This window comes from Priestia sp. YIM B13490 (assembly GCF_042787735.1).
Taxonomy (GTDB): domain Bacteria; phylum Bacillota; class Bacilli; order Bacillales; family Bacillaceae_H; genus Priestia; species Priestia megaterium.
Window position 1 is genome coordinate 132,246 of sequence record NZ_JBHZOT010000008.1, and the last position, 16,798, is coordinate 149,043.

The 16,798-nt window shown below is 37.8% G+C and carries 16 protein-coding genes and 1 pseudogene; 3 read left to right on the forward strand and 14 right to left on the reverse strand.

Annotated elements, in window-relative coordinates:
* Window positions 1-88: 88 nt before the first annotated feature.
* The gene (locus ACFX4R_RS21945; protein WP_013083710.1) at window positions 89-577 is read right to left on the reverse strand and encodes a GyrI-like domain-containing protein; all 489 of its coding nucleotides are present in this window, start codon (window positions 575-577) and stop codon (window positions 89-91) included.
* A gap of 221 nt (window positions 578-798) precedes the next feature.
* Between ACFX4R_RS21945 and ACFX4R_RS21950 the strand changes: the two genes are divergently transcribed.
* Window positions 799-1,086, forward strand: coding sequence for a hypothetical protein (locus ACFX4R_RS21950; protein ID WP_043981552.1), 288 nt, complete (start codon window positions 799-801; stop codon window positions 1,084-1,086).
* 29 nt (window positions 1,087-1,115) lie between these two features.
* Here ACFX4R_RS21950 and ACFX4R_RS21955 read toward each other — a convergent pair whose 3' ends face one another.
* The 10 genes and pseudogenes from ACFX4R_RS21955 to ACFX4R_RS22000 form a co-directional block, all read right to left on the reverse strand.
* On the reverse strand, window positions 1,116-2,213 hold the full coding sequence (locus ACFX4R_RS21955; RefSeq protein ID WP_043981551.1) for an acyltransferase: 1,098 nt from the start codon (window positions 2,211-2,213) through the stop codon (window positions 1,116-1,118).
* A 217-nt stretch (window positions 2,214-2,430) separates the two neighbouring features.
* A complete protein-coding gene (locus ACFX4R_RS21960) occupies window positions 2,431-3,339 on the reverse strand; it encodes a hypothetical protein (protein WP_025751257.1) in 909 nt (302 codons plus the stop codon).
* Between the two features lie 300 nt (window positions 3,340-3,639).
* Window positions 3,640-3,918, reverse strand: a pseudogene (locus ACFX4R_RS21965) (ATP-binding cassette domain-containing protein); the annotation flags it as partial.
* A 421-nt stretch (window positions 3,919-4,339) separates the two neighbouring features.
* Window positions 4,340-4,702, reverse strand: a complete 363-nt coding sequence (locus ACFX4R_RS21970; protein ID WP_013057611.1) for a P-II family nitrogen regulator — start codon at window positions 4,700-4,702, stop codon at window positions 4,340-4,342.
* Between the two features lie 14 nt (window positions 4,703-4,716).
* On the reverse strand, window positions 4,717-5,943 hold the full coding sequence (locus ACFX4R_RS21975) for an ammonium transporter (RefSeq protein WP_013057612.1): 1,227 nt from the start codon (window positions 5,941-5,943) through the stop codon (window positions 4,717-4,719).
* Window positions 5,944-6,209: 266 nt separating this feature from the next.
* Window positions 6,210-7,748 (reverse strand): AbgT family transporter, encoded by a 1,539-nt coding sequence (locus ACFX4R_RS21980; RefSeq protein ID WP_176528136.1) that lies wholly within the window; start codon window positions 7,746-7,748, stop codon window positions 6,210-6,212.
* Window positions 7,749-7,978: 230 nt separating this feature from the next.
* Complete coding sequence (locus tag ACFX4R_RS21985; RefSeq protein ID WP_116513984.1) at window positions 7,979-8,941, reverse strand: class F sortase; 963 nt, start codon at window positions 8,939-8,941, stop codon at window positions 7,979-7,981.
* 107 nt (window positions 8,942-9,048) lie between these two features.
* Window positions 9,049-10,392, reverse strand: coding sequence for a hypothetical protein (locus ACFX4R_RS21990; protein ID WP_014459522.1), 1,344 nt, complete (start codon window positions 10,390-10,392; stop codon window positions 9,049-9,051).
* Window positions 10,393-10,822: 430 nt separating this feature from the next.
* A complete protein-coding gene (locus ACFX4R_RS21995) occupies window positions 10,823-10,978 on the reverse strand; it encodes a hypothetical protein (protein WP_165802442.1) in 156 nt (51 codons plus the stop codon).
* Between the two features lie 135 nt (window positions 10,979-11,113).
* Window positions 11,114-11,977 carry an alpha/beta fold hydrolase gene (locus tag ACFX4R_RS22000; RefSeq protein WP_377570381.1) on the reverse strand — a complete coding sequence of 288 codons (864 nt, stop codon included), beginning with the start codon at window positions 11,975-11,977 and terminating at the stop codon, window positions 11,114-11,116.
* Between the two features lie 150 nt (window positions 11,978-12,127).
* On the opposite strand from ACFX4R_RS22000, the gene ACFX4R_RS22005 reads away from it, so the two are divergent.
* Window positions 12,128-12,280: a YflJ family protein gene (locus ACFX4R_RS22005; protein ID WP_013057618.1), complete on the forward strand. Its 153-nt coding sequence runs from the start codon at window positions 12,128-12,130 to the stop codon at window positions 12,278-12,280.
* Between the two features lie 325 nt (window positions 12,281-12,605).
* On the opposite strand, the gene ACFX4R_RS22010 is transcribed toward ACFX4R_RS22005, so the two are convergent.
* The 3 genes from ACFX4R_RS22010 to ACFX4R_RS22020 form a co-directional block, all read right to left on the reverse strand.
* On the reverse strand, window positions 12,606-13,538 hold the full coding sequence (locus tag ACFX4R_RS22010) for an alpha/beta hydrolase (RefSeq protein ID WP_043981547.1): 933 nt from the start codon (window positions 13,536-13,538) through the stop codon (window positions 12,606-12,608).
* Between the two features lie 15 nt (window positions 13,539-13,553).
* A complete protein-coding gene (locus tag ACFX4R_RS22015) occupies window positions 13,554-14,108 on the reverse strand; it encodes a GrpB family protein (protein ID WP_162214497.1) in 555 nt (184 codons plus the stop codon).
* Window positions 14,109-14,198: 90 nt separating this feature from the next.
* Entirely contained in the window at window positions 14,199-15,344 is a 1,146-nt protein-coding gene (locus tag ACFX4R_RS22020; RefSeq protein WP_097825171.1) for an acyl-CoA dehydrogenase family protein, read from the reverse strand.
* Between the two features lie 198 nt (window positions 15,345-15,542).
* Here ACFX4R_RS22020 and ACFX4R_RS22025 point away from each other — a divergent pair, with 198 nt between their 5' ends.
* Window positions 15,543-16,748: a TcaA 3rd/4th domain-containing protein gene (locus tag ACFX4R_RS22025; protein WP_323618263.1), complete on the forward strand. Its 1,206-nt coding sequence runs from the start codon at window positions 15,543-15,545 to the stop codon at window positions 16,746-16,748.
* Window positions 16,749-16,798 lie beyond the last annotated feature (50 nt).

Consider the following 16,798-nt stretch of genomic DNA (forward strand, 5'->3'; position numbering starts at 1 on the left):
CGCTAAACCCCTTTTTATTCCTATCGTTAAAAGTAAGAACGCAGCAAAAACGTTTCTCTGCATCTTAACTACTTAGCAAAACTAGCTATTAAATTGAAACATAAATATCAACTTGACTGTACTCAGGATCAATACAGCGTTCATCATATAATTCAAAATCTATTTTATAGGCACGATGATTTTTTTTAGCCCACTCCCGAATATAAGCCCAAGCCTCTACGACTACCTGTCTAGCTGGCCCAACAGCTGTTGTAAACACCATGTATTCACCTTCTGGAATGATGAACTCTCTCATATCATCTTTCAGTTCGCCGCCGGGTAAAACTTCATATCCGAGAGCAAATGTAAAATCCATTTTTTGATCATATTCAAATTCTGTATAAAGAGCAAATGTATTACCATTTACTTTATTGGCAATTTTATTAGCTAACTGTTGTTTATAAAAAGTCTGCCAGTGCTCGGGAATAAGACCTGTGCCCGTTTCTTCCACAGGTTCATCTGTTCGAATAGGCACTCCTACAACAGTAAATTCATTTACCTTGACTACTTTTTGACTTACAACTAAGTCAGTCAACATATTGAGCCCCCTTAATTCTTCTTTTTCTGTAGTTACAATGAGGGAAATACTTCTTAATATGCATTTTATTTGTATTCAAAGAAAACGTCAACCTTTTATACAAATCCCTTAACGAAGGGGCTGAAGATCATTCTTCTAAACTATAAAAAAACGATTCTATTTTCTTTGTACACATCATACGTATAAGATACCCCTAATTTACAATAGAGTGAGGTAAAAAAATGAAGATCATTGAACTTGCCGAATTCATTAAAACAAGTAAAAAAACAACTAAACTTGCTCTTTCCTCTTCTACAGTACAGTATACATTAGAAACAGATGATTTGAAAATTGAATTAAAAACAGGCGGCACGAATAAGCGAATCGTGTTTTTTCGCATCTTCTTAAAAGGAACATACGAGGATTGGATTTGTTATCACCGGAACGAACATCATATTTACGAATTGTATCAAAATATTTCTTTATCCCCTCAACGGCAAAGGCAGCTTTTGTACGCTATTGCATCATAAAAAGAGCTGGCTTAGTTAGCCAGCTCTTTTTATTTATGCTGTAGCTTTGTAAATGAATGTTTGTGCGGCTTTACATGTAATTTTCCCTTTGTCCATTGAATTCCTCTATATAAATAGTACGAGCACCAAAAAACTGCTGGAACGATGAGTACGTAGGCAACGACACTATTCGTAAAGAAAGAAGAATCTATAGAACGAAGCAATCGATAGGTCTCATTTAATATACATATATGCACTACATAAATGCCAACTGAATTTTTCCCAACCTTTGAAAAAAATGAGTTTTTGCCAAGACTTGGACTGCTCAATACGAATAAAAACAATGATGCCGATAAAAAAATCGTAGAAATAAAGTAGTCTCCGGGCTTGCTGTGCTGGATATTAACCAACCAGTAACGCTCGACGATCTCTAACGCTGAAAACACAAAAAAGCTGGCTAAATAAATTGTTGGCCTTGCGTTTAATACTGACAGAATTTTCTTACCATAAAGGGCAAACATAGCTCCTAATACTGTATAGAACAAACCAAAGAACAGGGCATCTCTCGTTTGAAAAGAAAGTGGAAAAAATAAAGAATAAGACTGCCCAAATAACCCAGTTACATATAATACGGTGCTGATAAACATTAATAAGCCAATCTTTTTCCATCGTTGAAATAAGAAAACGATGACCACAGCCCAAATTAATGCAATCAAGTACCAAAGCTGAAATCCGCTTGTGTCACTTCCATAATAAAAAATATCTTTGAATGTGATGGATGATGTTAAATAATCAGCTACTGCACCTTTTCGTTCTGCTAATGTTCCGTGGTTCTGAAATAAGCGCAGAACTACACCAAACAATAAATAAAAGATGAACCAACATGCATAAAGCTTTGAAATATTCCACGTGTATTTTTTTAAGTATGCAGAAGGCTTTGGATGCTTTTGGATTTTATTCATAAACAAATAACCTGATACAATAAAGAAAAAAGGAACCGCGAATCGTGCAAATGTGTCAACAATGACATCTAGCACATTTTCCTGGTTCCCTAAAAAGAAATCGTCATGTGATGGATTAACATGAATACAAACCACAAACACTGTAGCAAAAAACTTAATAAAATCAATTGAATAATTACGTTCCATCTTGTTGTCAGCTCCTTAAAATAAACTCGAGCTCTATTTTAGCATAATTATCCAAACAGGAAAGATATTTTGGTAAAATTAACCTTATAGTCATGGAAAAAATTTCTTAACTTCCAATATTCTAGTCTTGTTTACTTGTATGATGTCTTTCAATATTCCAAATAAATGATTCTAAAGAACTACAAAATAAAAAAACAGATTACGCGTAACCTGTTTTTTAAATTAACATCTTCCATGCAAACTTATTATCTTGTTTAATATCGACTTCTTTTTCATGCAAAGCCTGCACATGCTGTTTAATCTGTTTTAGAAACAGCATTACTTCCCCGCTTGACACGGCAGCTGAGTTGAGAGATAACGAATGTTTTTTAGCAATTTTTAATTCCTCGGTTTCCACTGAGATACTCACGTGGCGAAATAAGTGCCAAGGGTAGTAAACTGTTTTAAAAGATTTTGAGAAATAAATTCCTTTAGAACAAACGGTAATCCCCTCGGTTTTTTGAAGAGGATATGTATTTAAATGAGCTACAATTTTTTCTTTAGCAGGTAAGTAGAGCCTGTTTCGCATCTCTTTTTCAACTTCTTCACATAGCTGTCCTTCTACCGACAACACATCTTTTGGATCAGGGGTTTGATGAATTTGAAAAGACGAACAAATAGAAGTTAATTCTTTTGAGGATACACACGGATATATATAGTCTTGACACATATATTCATGGGAATGAGTGCGAATAAATTTCTTGATTTTTTTTAATAGAGATACTAGCTTTCTAGCTGAGTAATCGTTTTGATTGACTTGAAATTTCTCCACGTCATTAAAACAAATCATTTCTTCTTTTCGAATGGTAATGGATTGAATGTTAGCGAACTCTTCCCATAACATTTTTCCTTTTTTCATCCCTCTGCTTTTCCAGTAAATCCCCTTATTTGTAAAGCAAATTCCCCTTTTATCTAGGCCTGCTATAAAAGAGCTGTGTAAATACGCGATAATTTTTTCTTGAGGCTGAAACTGAAAGTATTTGCTAGCCATTTTTTTGTAGAAACTAGGTATTTGCAGTACATAAAATTGACTTTCTCTATAGATTAAGCATAAGTCAGTCAAATAATTAGTTTTCAGCGTCGCCACGCTCTCACTTCCTTTTTGAGTGTAAATAACCGTACCCATTTTTTTCTATTACTTTATAAACGTTTTTTAATGAAAAAAGTTTCAACTTTTTTTGTTTTTTATAAAAAAGCTTTAAATTGAATCATTTCTTTCATCTAGGGGGTTGCCTAATTACTCACTTATTCAATAATCTTATTTTAAACGTTCCCTACTTAATTAAGAAACTAAACCAGATAATAGCAATGCTTACCTGCTTTATCCAAATCATCCCTTGTGAACAAAAACAAACCGCAGCGTTAAAACGCGATGCGGTTTGTTTTTTTAAGCTAAATAAGCTTCTTTTATTTTTTCATTATGAATTAATTCCGATCCTTTCCCTTGCAGAATAATTTCTCCCGTTTGAATCACATAGCCTCGGTGTGCGATTTGCAGTGCTTGATAAGCGTTTTGTTCAACGAGTAAAATGGTCATTCCGCTTTTATTTAATTCCATAATGATTTCAAATATTTGTTCTACAATGATAGGAGCAAGCCCCATAGAAGGTTCATCTAGCATAAGCATAGAAGGGTTCATCATAAGCGTTCGCCCAATGGCTAGTACATGGAACAAAAAGCATGTCACCCTACGAAAACATGCTTTGCACCTATTTAACCTAAAAAAGAAGCTGGGACATAACGAAATGAATCCAATCTAAAGGCTAACAAATGAGATACATGAGCTGAACTGCTTGTGACACCGCCATTGATTTCTGCGCAAGACTTCGCTTTCCGCGGGCAGTCGCTGATCCTCCTCGTCGCTTGCGCTCCTGTGGGGTCTCGTCTGTTCCGCTTTTCCTACAGGAGTCTTCGCCTTTCTTTCCAATCAGCTGCTAGAAGGAACGAAACAGATGTATGTTTAACATAACAAAGAAAACGAACCGTTAATCAAACATGTTGACTAACGGTTCGTTTTTCACTTTGGCTAACATACTTTTGTCCAAGCCTCTTTTATGTGACCCTTTGTTTTCTACTTCTCCCCGACTTTAACTATTATTTCGTAATGCCTGTGATCCCTCTTCCCCCGTTCGGATCTTAATCGCATTTTTTAATTCATAGATAAATATTTTCCCATCTCCAGGCTGACCTGTATTTAGTACTTTTCTTGCTTTATCAACAACGTCAGATACCGGAACTTCGCACACCACAATTTCTACTTTAATTCGTGCGTGCATATTGTCTTGTTTTTTAACGCCTCTATAAAGCTCCGTAATGCCTTTTTGCAACCCGCACCCCAGTGCATCCGTAACTGTAATACCGCTAACGCCGATTTTCGCCAGTTCTTGCTTAAGCTCTTCAAACTTTGAAGGGCGTGTAATAATTTCAATTTTCGTTAAAACATCACTCACTGTGCCCACCCCTTTTACATATTCGATTCGTGATACGCTCTTTCACCGTGCAGCGTAATATCAAGCCCAAGTGTTTCTTCTTCTTGTGTCGCACGCAGAGATACGATTAATCCAACCACTTTAACGATAATGAAGGTAGCAATACCGACAAATAGGTACGTTGCTACGATAGCCACCAGCTGTTTCCAAAGTAGACTTGGATCTCCGTAGAATAAACCATTCGCACCGGCGTCATTTACAGAAGTTGTGGCAAATAAACCTGTTGCAATACCTCCCCATGTTCCTCCAATACCGTGAAGACCAAATGCATCTAACGCATCGTCGTAACCGATTTTCTTTTTAAGTGAGAAGATACCCCAGAAACAAACTGCTCCGCCGATAAAACCAATTACAATAGAGGCAAACGGTGTAACGAATCCACAAGCTGGTGTAATAGCTACCAGTCCAGCAATCGCTCCCGAAACGGCTCCAAGCAGCGTAGGTTTTTTATTGATAATCCACTCTACTACAAGCCAGCCGATAATTCCTGTTGCTGCCGCTGTATTCGTGTTAATGAAAGCCGTCATTGCAACGCTGTTAATAGTTAAAGAACTCCCAACGTTAAAACCAAACCAGCCGAACCAAATCAGCATGCCGCCTAAAAGAGTTAACGGTAAATTGTGAGGTGCTGCGGCATCGGCATTTTTTCGCTTTCCAACAACAAGAGCTAGAATTAATCCTGCTACACCTGACGAAATGTGAACGACATTTCCTCCAGCAAAGTCAATAGCTCCTAGTTCACGAAGCCATCCGCCAACTCCCCAAACCCAGTGTGCAACTGGTGCATATACAAATAATGACCATAGGATAGCAAATAAGATAAATGCTGAAAACTTCATGCGCTCTGCAAAAGCCCCAGAGATAATAGCTACTGTTAGTACAGCAAATGTCAGCTGAAACATCATAAACATATTATGCGGGATCGTAGCACTGTAGTCCCCGTTTGGAGTGAACCCGACTCCTTTTAATCCCACCCAGTCCAAGTTACCAATAAAAGCATTGCCACCGGTAGAAAAAGCTAACGAATAGCCTGCTACTATCCAAAGAACGGATATAACAGCTAAGGAACCTACGCTATACATCGCGGTACTTAACATGTTTTTACTTCGAACCATGCCCCCGTAAAACAATGCAATAGCTGGTGTCATAATCCAAACCAATAATGCTGAAAAAAACATAAATACTGAATCGCCCATTTGCATGATGATTTCCCCCTTAAGTACGAATAAATAACCCCTAAATTTAATGTTAGATTATATAACATCTTTTGTTATGTTTACTATCATATTTGATTTATATGTATTTAGCAACTACTTTTTGCAAATTTATTCAGAAAACTTTTGTTTTTTATACTGTTTTCTTTTTCTTATGTATTCTTCTACGTACACATAAGCTGAACTATTTTTTATTTGTGTTAGATTTTCTTACATAAAAAAATCCTCTTCTTGAAGTAGAAGAGGATTTTTCTTTACAAATACATATATACACCAGGCCCCAGAGGAATACCGAATACAGCAAAAATAATCAACATAACAATCCAAATCCCTAAAAAAGCTAGAGTATAAGGAAGCATAAGTGAAATAATTGTGCCAAGTCCTGCCTTAGGCTCGTATTCTTTCATAAAGGCTAAAATAACAATCATATATGGATTTAAAGGAGTGATTACATTCGTGGAAGAATCCGCTATTCGGTATGCCGCTTGAATAAATCCAGGGTTGTAGCCTAACAGCATGAACAATGGAATAAAAATAGGTGCTTCTAGTGCCCATTGAGCGGAGCCGCTAAAAATAAGAAGGCTTAGAACAACAGTTAAAAATACAAAACCAACCACAACTGGAAGTCCAGTTAGATTTAGTGCTTTTAATGCATCCGCTCCTTCTACTGCAATCCACGTTCCAATATTAGTCCAATTAAAGTAAGCGATAAATTGAGCAGCCGCAAAAATAAGGACAATATAGCTAGCCATATCTTTCATCGAATCAGTCATATAAGCAGGTACATCTCTAGAACTTTTGATTTTCCCTACTGTTATTCCATAAACAGAGCCAACTACCACAAAAAACAGCAGCGTGATCGGAATGATACCATCTAAAAAAGGAGATGGAACAATTCCACCGTCTTCATTTCGTAGAGGAGAGTTGGGCCAAAATAAGAAAACAGCTAGTACAGCGACATAAATACATGTAGCAACGATACTGTTTTTTAACCCTTTTGCTTCTGCCTCACTAATTTCACCAAAATCATTGCGTTTTTTTCCTTTATAATTGCCCAGCCTAGGTTCTACAATCTTTTCGGTGACGATTGCCCCTATAACGGTCAAAACAAATACAGAAGCCGCCATGAAATACCAGTTTGCTGCAGGACTGACGGCAGCGCTTGGGTCAATTGTTTTAGCAGCTTCAGTAGAAATGCCTGATAACAATCCGTCGGTTCCGGATATAATAAGATTCGCTGTAAAGCCTGATCCCACCCCAGCAAATCCTGCTGCTAATCCAGCAAGCGGGTGCCTTCCTACTGTATAAAAAATCATTGCGGCAAGCGGAGGCACGATGACAAAAGCAGCATCTGCCGCTAAGTTGGCCATAATTCCTGTAAAAATGATGGCGTATGTAATAAGAGCTTTTGGAGCATTTAAAATCGTTTTCTTTATGGCCACTTCAAGCAGACCTACTTTTTCTGCAAGTCCGACTCCAAGCATCATAGCGAGTACAAGTCCTAGGGGCTTAAATTCAGTAAAATTGGTCAGCATCGATGTTAAGATATACTGAATGCCTTCATGCGACAACAAACTTTTAATTGGAAGAGTCTTATTAGTACCGGGATGGACCACCGTTACTCCCATACCATTAATAGCAACAGATGCTACTACGATAATAAGCGCTAAACATACAAACAAAATAAAAGGATCAGGTAGTTTGTTTCCGATTGCTTCTACTCTTCCTAATAGTTTGTCTAGAAAAGTTGTTGGATGTGATTTTTGCTCTGTTTGCAAATTAGGTTGTGCCATGCTTTCTCTCCTTTTTCGTTTAGATTCTTTTTAGATTTTTCCTTTTAATTACCAAAAAGACTATTAGTACATAATAATCTGAATATTTATATTATTCAAGTATTATTTTTGGGGAATTTTTATTTATCTATTAAAACTAATAGCATTTAGATAAATAGAAAGGCAGAAGATATCTTTTTAATCGACAATCAAAAATAACAAAAAGCTCTCCGTTTAAGGAGAGCTTTTTGTTATTTCGCTATACTAGACGGAGCAGACTCTTTTCCTGACTCATTAACAGCTGTTACATAGTAACGAGCTTGAGATGCGTCGGAGTCAGCAAAGCTTTTTCGCTCAAATTCCGAAACGCTGCCAATATGGACAAATGTTCCGCCTGGATTCTTTTTATAAATTCGGTAACCGATAATATTACCTTCTCGTACCGCGTACCACGTAAGCAAATTACCGCTCATCTTTACATGTGTAGGAGATTGTGGTGCATTTGCTTCACGCTCCAATTTTTTTGCTTGGTCAGCTTTTAGTTCTGTGTAGACCACTAACCTCTCTTGATGGGTTCCTTCCGCACGGTCAAACGTGCCTGTGCACGTAATCAGGTTTAAATTACGTTTGTTGCTGTACCCAAAAATTTCGTTTAGAGGTGCCTTATCTCGCGGATAGCTTTTTATACGTTTAACAACAAAAGTAAGCGTGGTCCCCTGTGCATCTCTGACGGTAATTTCATCGTCTTTTTTTAAGTTTTTTAGGTTGTAAAAGACGGCAGGGCCGGTTTTACTGTCTACGTGTCCTGCTAATACAGCATTTCCTTTTACGCCAGGTTTAGCTCCTGGTTCAAACCAAGCAACTCCATTTTCTGTAGATGGTGCTGCCATTTCACCGCTGTCTAATAATCCTACTTGTTCAATTGAAGCCTCCACATGAACAGCAGGAATGGACACTTTTTCAGGGATGATTCCTTTGAATTCTTTGTTTAACTTTTTGGCTTCTGTTTTATGCTTTTTTAGTACAGCAAACTCTTCTTCAAGCGTTACCCGGCTTTTTAGATCCTTTGATTGTGCTTCTTTTTCTTTTTGATTAGCTGTAGCCTGTTGCTTTGTTTCTTTTGCTTCTACCATTTGTTCTTTAAAATATAGTCCTGCGCTAACAAGCAGGACTAAACTTAATATACAGTAGGCGAGAACAATCGCTTTTTTCACATCGTCACCTCATTTCACAGCTGTTTATAAAAAAGAAGAGAGAACAACCTCTCTTCTTTTTTTCAGGACTCTTGACTTGTAATTCATAAGGAAAAGGAGAAAAGATATTATTTGCTTACTGGTTTCTTGCGTAAAATAACTCCAGCTGTTAATACGGCTAATGAACCTAGTGCAATATAGATCGCTGTTAGTGGGTTCATCGTTGATTCAGATGCCCCGCCCATACCTGTTTTCGGCATATCTGTTGGCATAGCTGTTTCAGCAAACTTATCCGGGTTTTGTTTTACGATTGCTTCACCTAAAGCTTGGCCAACACCAAACATTAATTTATACCCTTCACGATACGTATCATAACTTCCAGCGTAGTCACCGGATGCATATTGCTCAAATGTTTTAATAACCGTATCTTCATGTGCTTTTATAGCTGCCTGTGCGTCTGCAGTTGGAAGGTTTCCATCTGTTGCTGTTCCTAAGAATGTACCAAATTCTTGCGCGAATTTATGGAGCTTATCTTTTGCAGCTTTTTCTCCTGCTTCATCGCCTTTTACTTGTGCACTTACTAATTCAGCTTGGGCATTGATGTGATCTCCTTGCCAAATTTTTTCGAATTGTGCAGCTCCTTCATCCCCATATACTGAGCCGATTGCAGCTTTAAAATCTGCTGTGTTGGCATTTTCTAACCAGCTAACATAATCGTAATCTTTTGAACCGTTAAACCCTTTTTCCATTCCCATTGTTGCTAAAGCAAAATGTTCTGCTGCTAAGCTGTTTAATGAAGAACGTAAATCTGCTGCTGGTGTATCTACTTTTGTATTGTCGAATTTATCGGGCATTTGCGTTACGATTGCATTTGATAACGCTTTACTAATTGCAAACATTTGCTGATATCCTTCGCGGTATGTCTTCGCGGCTGCCTCATAGTCACCTTCTACATAATCTTCAAACGTTTCTTTTACTTGATCTTCGTGCACACGAAGCGCTTCTTTTGCAGCATCTTCAGGTAGTTTACCTTCCGTAGCAGTGCTTAGAAACTTAGCAAATTCATTCACGAATTGATCTACTTCTTTATCTACTTCCGCCATGGCTTCTTTGTCGTTTTCTTTTGTTGCTTTTACAAAATCATCTGTGTAATTGTTGTGTTCTCTGAAAATTCGTTCAAATTCAGCAGCTCCTTTATCACCATAAATAGAAGCAATGGCTGGCTCCATGTCGACGGCGTTTTGATCCAATGCCTTGAACGCAGCGTCAGCATCTTTAGAACCGTCATAGGCTGTTGTCATGGCTGCAACGGCAAGCGTAAAGTGTTCAGATAATAGGTAGTCTAAGTTCGCTCGTAGATCTGAAGCTTTTGTTACTGCCGTTGGTTTTGCTTCCTCTGCATTTGCAATAGTCGGCATCAATAGTGAAGCTCCTAGTACAGGGATCATTAATTTTTTACTTAATTTCATCATTTTCCACTCTCCTCATTTTTAGTTGATGTACGCCACTTTTTTCATTCTTACTACATCTTAAACCATTAAATAGATTGAACATTTTGAATATTCTATATATTAAACTTTTATGTTCCCTCACATTTAATGATCCTTTTTAGGAAGTATTCTCTTTCTATTTACTAAACGATTGCTGAGTGATGTTGGATCACTCTTTTTAAAATTTTTTTTAATGTCATCTTCGTGAAGAATGCCTTCCCTTTCTACTTATCTAACGAACGCCTTCTTCAGCTAGATCACTTTTTTTAAAAAAAAGTTTTTAAGCGCCTTTTCTTAAGAAGTACTTCCTTTTCTACTTACCTAACGAGCACCTTCTTCTGTTGGATCACTTTTAAAAAATATTTTAAATTCAACAGAAAAAGAAATTGAGACATAACAAGATAAATTCAATTTAAAGACGAACAAATGGGATAAATGAGTTAGTATGAATCACTTTTAATACCGCTGTTGATTTCCGTGCAAGACTTCGCTTTCTACAGGTAGCCGCTGAGCCTTTTCGTCGCTTACGCTCCTGCGCCTCCTCCCTTCTGCTTTTCTCTCCAATCAACAGCTAGAAGCCACTATATACATGAAACCTGCGCAATAAAAAATCCGAACGAGTTGGATTCTCTATCAAGAATCTCAATTCATCGTTCGGATCTTCTTTCAACTAAACTACTTTTGTCTGAGCCCCTTTTTATCTTTACTTATTTAAAAAATTCCACATCACGTCGTTGACTTCTTGTGGCTTTTCATGCTGAGGAGCATGAGATGCTTCAGCTAATCGGTGAACAGATATGTTTGGTACATATTCTTCAATACCATCTAAGTTTTCAGGCATAAAAGTAGGATCTTGATTTCCCCAAATAATTTGTACCGGGATGTTTAACACTTCTTCTTCTAACGGAAACAAAGATTTTCTTTGAAGGTCTTCTTCTGTGAAAATCTTTAAGTTGCGGTAATAACTTAGCATGGACAGCACAGAGCCATTTTCCCAAGAGTTCATGTATGCTTGAACATCATCAGCTGTTAGATATCCTTTTTTTACACCTGGGTCGATCACAAGCTTACGCAAACCTGAGAAATTATCTCGTTCCATATAGTCCTGTGCTTCTTGTTTTTGAAACCATTTCATATATTCACTTGCTTTTTGCTGATTTTTATTTGTTCTAAGCTCACGCATAAATGTATAAGGGTGCGGACCGTTAAAAGCAATTAATTTTTGTACATATTCAGGGTAGCGATAAGCAAATGTCCAGCCGATCCCTGCTCCCCAGTCGTGTACAACTAGCGTGCAGGAGCTATATCCTAAACCTTCAATCACTTGGCGAATATCTTCTACTAATACATCAATTTCGTATGATTCTAGTCCGCTTAGCTTTTCAGATAGATTATATCCTCTTAAATCCAAAGCAACTGTATGAAAATCATTAGAAAATTCATCTATCTGGTGTCGCCAAATATGCGAAAAGTCAGGAAACCCATGAAGAAATAGCATAAGATCTCCTTGTCCCTTGCTTATGTAGTGCAAATTAACGCCATTTACGTTTATATACTGTTTACTCATTGTTCATTTCCTCCTTTATAAGTAGTTGTAGAGCAGTATAACGCTGCAAAAAATGAACGTCAATTCATTTGCCTCGTTTACTTCTTTTTAGTTCCTTTTATGAATATAGTTAATTATTTAGAGTGGATCTTTTTGAAGGAGTGATTAACAATGGCTCATATCTATTCAAAGGGCTGGTTTGTTCAGCAGTTAAAAGCGGCCAATATCTCTAAAATCGATGGAAGAAAGCTAGAAAGTTATAAAACCTACATTCTTCGTAATTTATATGCTGAGCTTATAGAACAAGGTAAAATCAACGGCTAAAAGAGGTTGAGACATAACGAAATGAATCCCATCTAAAGATGAACAAATGGATAAAGGGGCCAGTATGGATCGTTTAGTACACCGCAGTTGATTGCCGTGAAGCCCTCGCTTTCCGCGGGCAGCCGCTGAGCCTCATCGCTTTCGCTCCTGCGGGGTCTCACCTGTTCCGCTTTTCTCGCAGGAGTCTTCGTCAACAGCTAGAAAGATTTACACACATGAAATCTACGTTTGTCCTAACAAAAAAACGAACCACTAATCAAAAGTCTTGATCAATGGTTCGTTTTACATTTCGTCTAAAATATTTTTGTCCCAGCCTCTTTTTTTTTTACAGCGATTGCTCAATAAAAGATAATACGCGCTTTACATATTCTTTTTTGTATACATGATAATTTTGCACGTGTTCTGCTTTATCGGTTTTCCAGAAGTGAAAAGCATCTGGGTGCGTTTTAGCCATTTTTTCACTTTCAGTGTAAGGAATTTTTGTATCTCCTGTGCTGTGGATAAATAAAATTGGTCGAGGGTAAATATGCTCGACTGCTTTAATAGGACTAGCTTCAGCAGGATTTGCATCTGCAATAACAGGAAGAATAGCAATTGTTAGCGGTGTAAACGGAAAGTTTGGTAAATGAGACCATACAGATAGATTTTCTTTTAAATAAGAGGTTAAATCACTAAAAGGACTATCGGCTACCACCGCTTTTACGTCGTCCTCTTGAGAAGCTGCTAATAAAGAAGTAGCTGCTCCCATTGAAATGCCGTAGAGCACAATTGGCTCTTTTGTTGTTTCTTTCATTTTCTGAATAACGCCTAATAAATCGAGCTGTTCTTTTACACCAATCGTCGTTTGATCTCCTTCTGAGTCTCCTGAATCTCTAAAGTCAAACATGACTACTCGATATCCCGCTTTTACAAATTCCTTACTCAGCGGCAGAAAGCCAGCTCCTTGTGCTTCACGGTTATTTCCGTATCCATGTGACATAATAATGGTCGCTTTTGGCTGTTCCGTTGGTTCGATCATCCATCCTTTTAAATGGGTTATTCCGTCTTTGCTCAAAAATACTTGATTGCTATAGTGCATGCCGTAATCACCAGGATTTTTCACAGCAGGATTTTTATCTAGTTTTGTCAGGCTTATGCCTACATAAAGAGAAATTGCCGTACAAAGTACAAAACAAAGAATAACAAAGGATATCAGGCTGATCCATATTGTTTTTTTCTTTTTTCCTGTATTTGGCTGTCGATTTAGAACTGGAGTCAAGCTCGTTCCTCCTTTTTATCTAAGATCATCTTTCCTATTCTTAATGCTGCTGCCCTTTCTCCATTTTAAAGCTAGCACGTCTATTTTATGAATAAAATTCGTTTTATTTTCCACATATTTTTCTGGTTCAAAGCGATAGCGATGCGCTAGTTCTATTTTCAACGTTTCGTATTCTTTTGCTGTATCAGGGTGAGTTCGTAGATAATCTCGAAACCATATATGCCGATTAATTTCTGGATGACCTTTTTCATAAATATGAACATGGTGCGTTCTTTCATTTCCGCCTTTTTGGAAGTATCGTCTTCCTTTTATGCCGTTTTCACCTTTCGCTTCGTAACCAAGCTGTTCCATCCTCTGATTATATGTATCTACTTTCTTTATATCTTTCACTTCAATAAGTAAATCAATAATCGGTTTTGCGCTTAGGCCAGGAACAGCAGTGCTTCCGATATGATGAACCTCTAAAACTTGAGCTGACATTATAGTTGTTAAGGTGGCAGCTTCTTTTGAAAATTCCTTTTCCCACGCGATATTATAGGGTGTCAGCTGAATTTCTCTTACGGACTTCATCTTCAATTCCTCCTCTTGCAACGAAAAAACTGCTTATTATAGAATAGCCTATAATAAGCAGTTTTTCATCATTTAACATGTTATTAAGTTTTATCTAGCAAACGCCTGCTTCGCTAAATTAATAATCGTCATATCATCCATTGGAGGGTTGTGAAGCCCAGCACGTACGTCTCTATAATAGCGCTGCAGCGGATTACTGCGCTGCAAGCTTCTCGCCCCCACTATGCGCATTGCTTTGTCGACAACCGTACAGGCACTATTGGTCACTACGTGTTTGACAGCTGCTAACTCTCCCGCTAATGCTGATCGGTCGCCGGTTTCATCCCATTTACTTGCCACGCTGTACATAAAGTGACGCGCCTGCATAAGTTCAAGTTCCATCTCTCCTACTAAACGCTGCACATTTGGCAGCTCGCTAATCGTTCCTTCAATACTATTAGGCGAATATTCTGCAGCAAATGCGACAGCATAATCTCTTGCTGCGATGGCTGTACCCATGTAGCAAGCTGGTATATGAAGCAGCCAGCCGCTTGGCTCATTCTTTTTAAAACCACTGAGGCGTTCAACAAGAAAGTCGTGTTTAATATCGACGTTTTCTAGCACAAGATCATGACTTCCTGTCCCGCGCATTGCAATCATATCCCATGTTTCTTCTATTGAAAGTCCGCTTGTTTCACGAGGAATTAAAAACAAGCCGATCTCTTCTTCACCTTCAATGCTTGCTTTTACCAAAAAGTAATTTAACACTGGAGACATCGTGGTGAATGTTTTTCGGCCATTGATTCGCCAGCCTTCTTTTGTTTTTACGGCTGTCGTTTCCGGTTTTCCTCCTCGAGTAGGACTTCCCGTCTTCGGTTCAGTAGCAGCGGTGTTAATAAGTGCACCTTTTTCTATTTCTTTAAAAATAAAATCGAGAATTTGCTGATTCCAAGGCTTTTTTTCACGTAAGTCCATTGTAATCCCCATATGCCATCCAATACTAAGAGCCGTAGAAGCATCTCCTTGAGCAATTAATTCTTGAAATAATAAAAAATCATAAAGGCGTAATTCATCTCCGCCATATTTGCTTTCGAGAGAAAGACGTGTATAGCCCGCTTCTTTTAACTCTTGAATATTTTCAAAGGGAAACGTACCTTCTTCATCTATTTTAAAAGCTCGTTTCTTAAATTTTTCGACTAGAGGCTGCAATTTTTCATACGTAGACTCTTGATTTTTATTTACAAATGAAACACTCATTTGCTTCATCTCCTTTTTATATGACAGAGTGTCCCTATCGGATTAATATATAGTTCTTATCATAGCATACCTCGCCTTTTCTGTGCATGTTTGGTGTGTTTATCTTTCTTGTTGAATCTATTATTTTTCCAATTTAATGGTCTGTTTTACCTGCGCATTCCATACATTTAATGGAATAAAAAGAAAGGAATGGTGTGAATGAATCAATGTCCAAAATGCGGGGCCAGTGCAAGCACAGACCAATTATTTTGCAATAACTGCGGCTTTTCTTTCACCGTGTCCCCAGCTGCAGCTAAGCATAAAAAGAGCTGGTATATTGGCGGGGGTATTGCGCTTATCCTTCTTTTAACTTTTGTATTTTATATCTTTTTCGCTGGCTCAGAAGAAAAGACGGCTGACCGCTTTATTGAGGCATTAGAATCGAAAGATACAGCTGTGTTAAGAGAGTTATTAGACTCTTCGCAGTCTACTATAGTTATTAATGACACATCTATTCAAGCTCTGTTAGACGCAACTTCCGATGGTTCTATTTTACGAGACGTTGAAAATGATTTAAAAAATAAATCGAGTATCTACTTTACAATAAAAGAACAGAAACATTCACTACTCTTCAAAAAACAGTACGTGGTTGTGCCGTCGTCATATTATATCTCCCTCACCACGCCAGAGGATACAACGGTTACAGTCAATGATACAAAACAATCGATATCCAAGAATCAAACGCAAAAAATTGGGCCTTTTATGATTGGAAATTACCCGCTTACGGCTTCTTATGAAAGCTCTTATGGAAAACTTACAGACCAAACCACTGTAAATTTTCACCGGCAAAAAGAAGAAAATATATCTGTGGTATTTAAAGGGGCTTACGTTACAATCTCATCGAATAGAGATGACGCTATTTTATTCGTAAATGGAAAAAGCACGGGACTGCAGGTGAATAGCTCATCACAAATAGGGCCTGTTGCCACGGATGGAAGCGTCACTGTTCATGCAGAAGTGCAAAAAGACGGCACAACGTTCAAAAGCAGTCCCTACACTATTCAAAGTGAAGAAAGTATTATGTTAAATATACAAACGCCGCCCGTCGAAAAGGAAAAAACCGTCATAAAAGAACGAGAGGTGATCGTGCCTGGGCCGCGCTCTTATGCTACTTCAAGCTCTTATATTCTTGCTGGTTCGGATTCTTACAAATTACGCTATAGTGATATTAGCAGTTTGAGCTCGAGTGAACTAAGGCTAGCTCGAAATGAAATCTATGCGCGGCATGGGTATGTATTTAAATCGAAAGATCTTCAAGCCTATTTTTATGAAAAGTCATGGTATACGCCTGATTCATCATTTAGAGATTCCTACTTATCAAGCGTTGAAAAATACAACGTTGATTTTATTAAATCATATGAGTAAGGTGCACTCCCCTTTTGCACAGGGGAGTTTTTTAATTGAAGCGAGTGCTT

Excerpts from the sequence above, each read along its gene's own strand:
- ACFX4R_RS21975 (WP_013057612.1), bottom strand. The coding sequence starts at position 5,943 with ATGCAAATGGGCGATTCAGTATTTATGTTTTTTTCAGCATTATTGGTT.
- ACFX4R_RS21980 (WP_176528136.1), bottom strand. The coding sequence starts at position 7,748 with ATGGCACAACCTAATTTGCAAACAGAGCAAAAATCACATCCAACAACT.
- ACFX4R_RS21945 (WP_013083710.1), bottom strand. The coding sequence starts at position 577 with ATGTTGACTGACTTAGTTGTAAGTCAAAAAGTAGTCAAGGTAAATGAA.
- ACFX4R_RS22005 (WP_013057618.1), top strand. The coding sequence starts at position 12,128 with ATGGCTCATATCTATTCAAAGGGCTGGTTTGTTCAGCAGTTAAAAGCG.
- ACFX4R_RS21990 (WP_014459522.1), bottom strand. The coding sequence starts at position 10,392 with ATGATGAAATTAAGTAAAAAATTAATGATCCCTGTACTAGGAGCTTCA.
- ACFX4R_RS22000 (WP_377570381.1), bottom strand. The coding sequence starts at position 11,977 with ATGAGTAAACAGTATATAAACGTAAATGGCGTTAATTTGCACTACATA.
- ACFX4R_RS21950 (WP_043981552.1), top strand. The coding sequence starts at position 799 with ATGAAGATCATTGAACTTGCCGAATTCATTAAAACAAGTAAAAAAACA.
- ACFX4R_RS22025 (WP_323618263.1), top strand. The coding sequence starts at position 15,543 with ATGAATCAATGTCCAAAATGCGGGGCCAGTGCAAGCACAGACCAATTA.
- ACFX4R_RS22020 (WP_097825171.1), bottom strand. The coding sequence starts at position 15,344 with ATGAGTGTTTCATTTGTAAATAAAAATCAAGAGTCTACGTATGAAAAA.
- ACFX4R_RS22015 (WP_162214497.1), bottom strand. The coding sequence starts at position 14,108 with ATGAAGTCCGTAAGAGAAATTCAGCTGACACCCTATAATATCGCGTGG.
- ACFX4R_RS21955 (WP_043981551.1), bottom strand. The coding sequence starts at position 2,213 with ATGGAACGTAATTATTCAATTGATTTTATTAAGTTTTTTGCTACAGTG.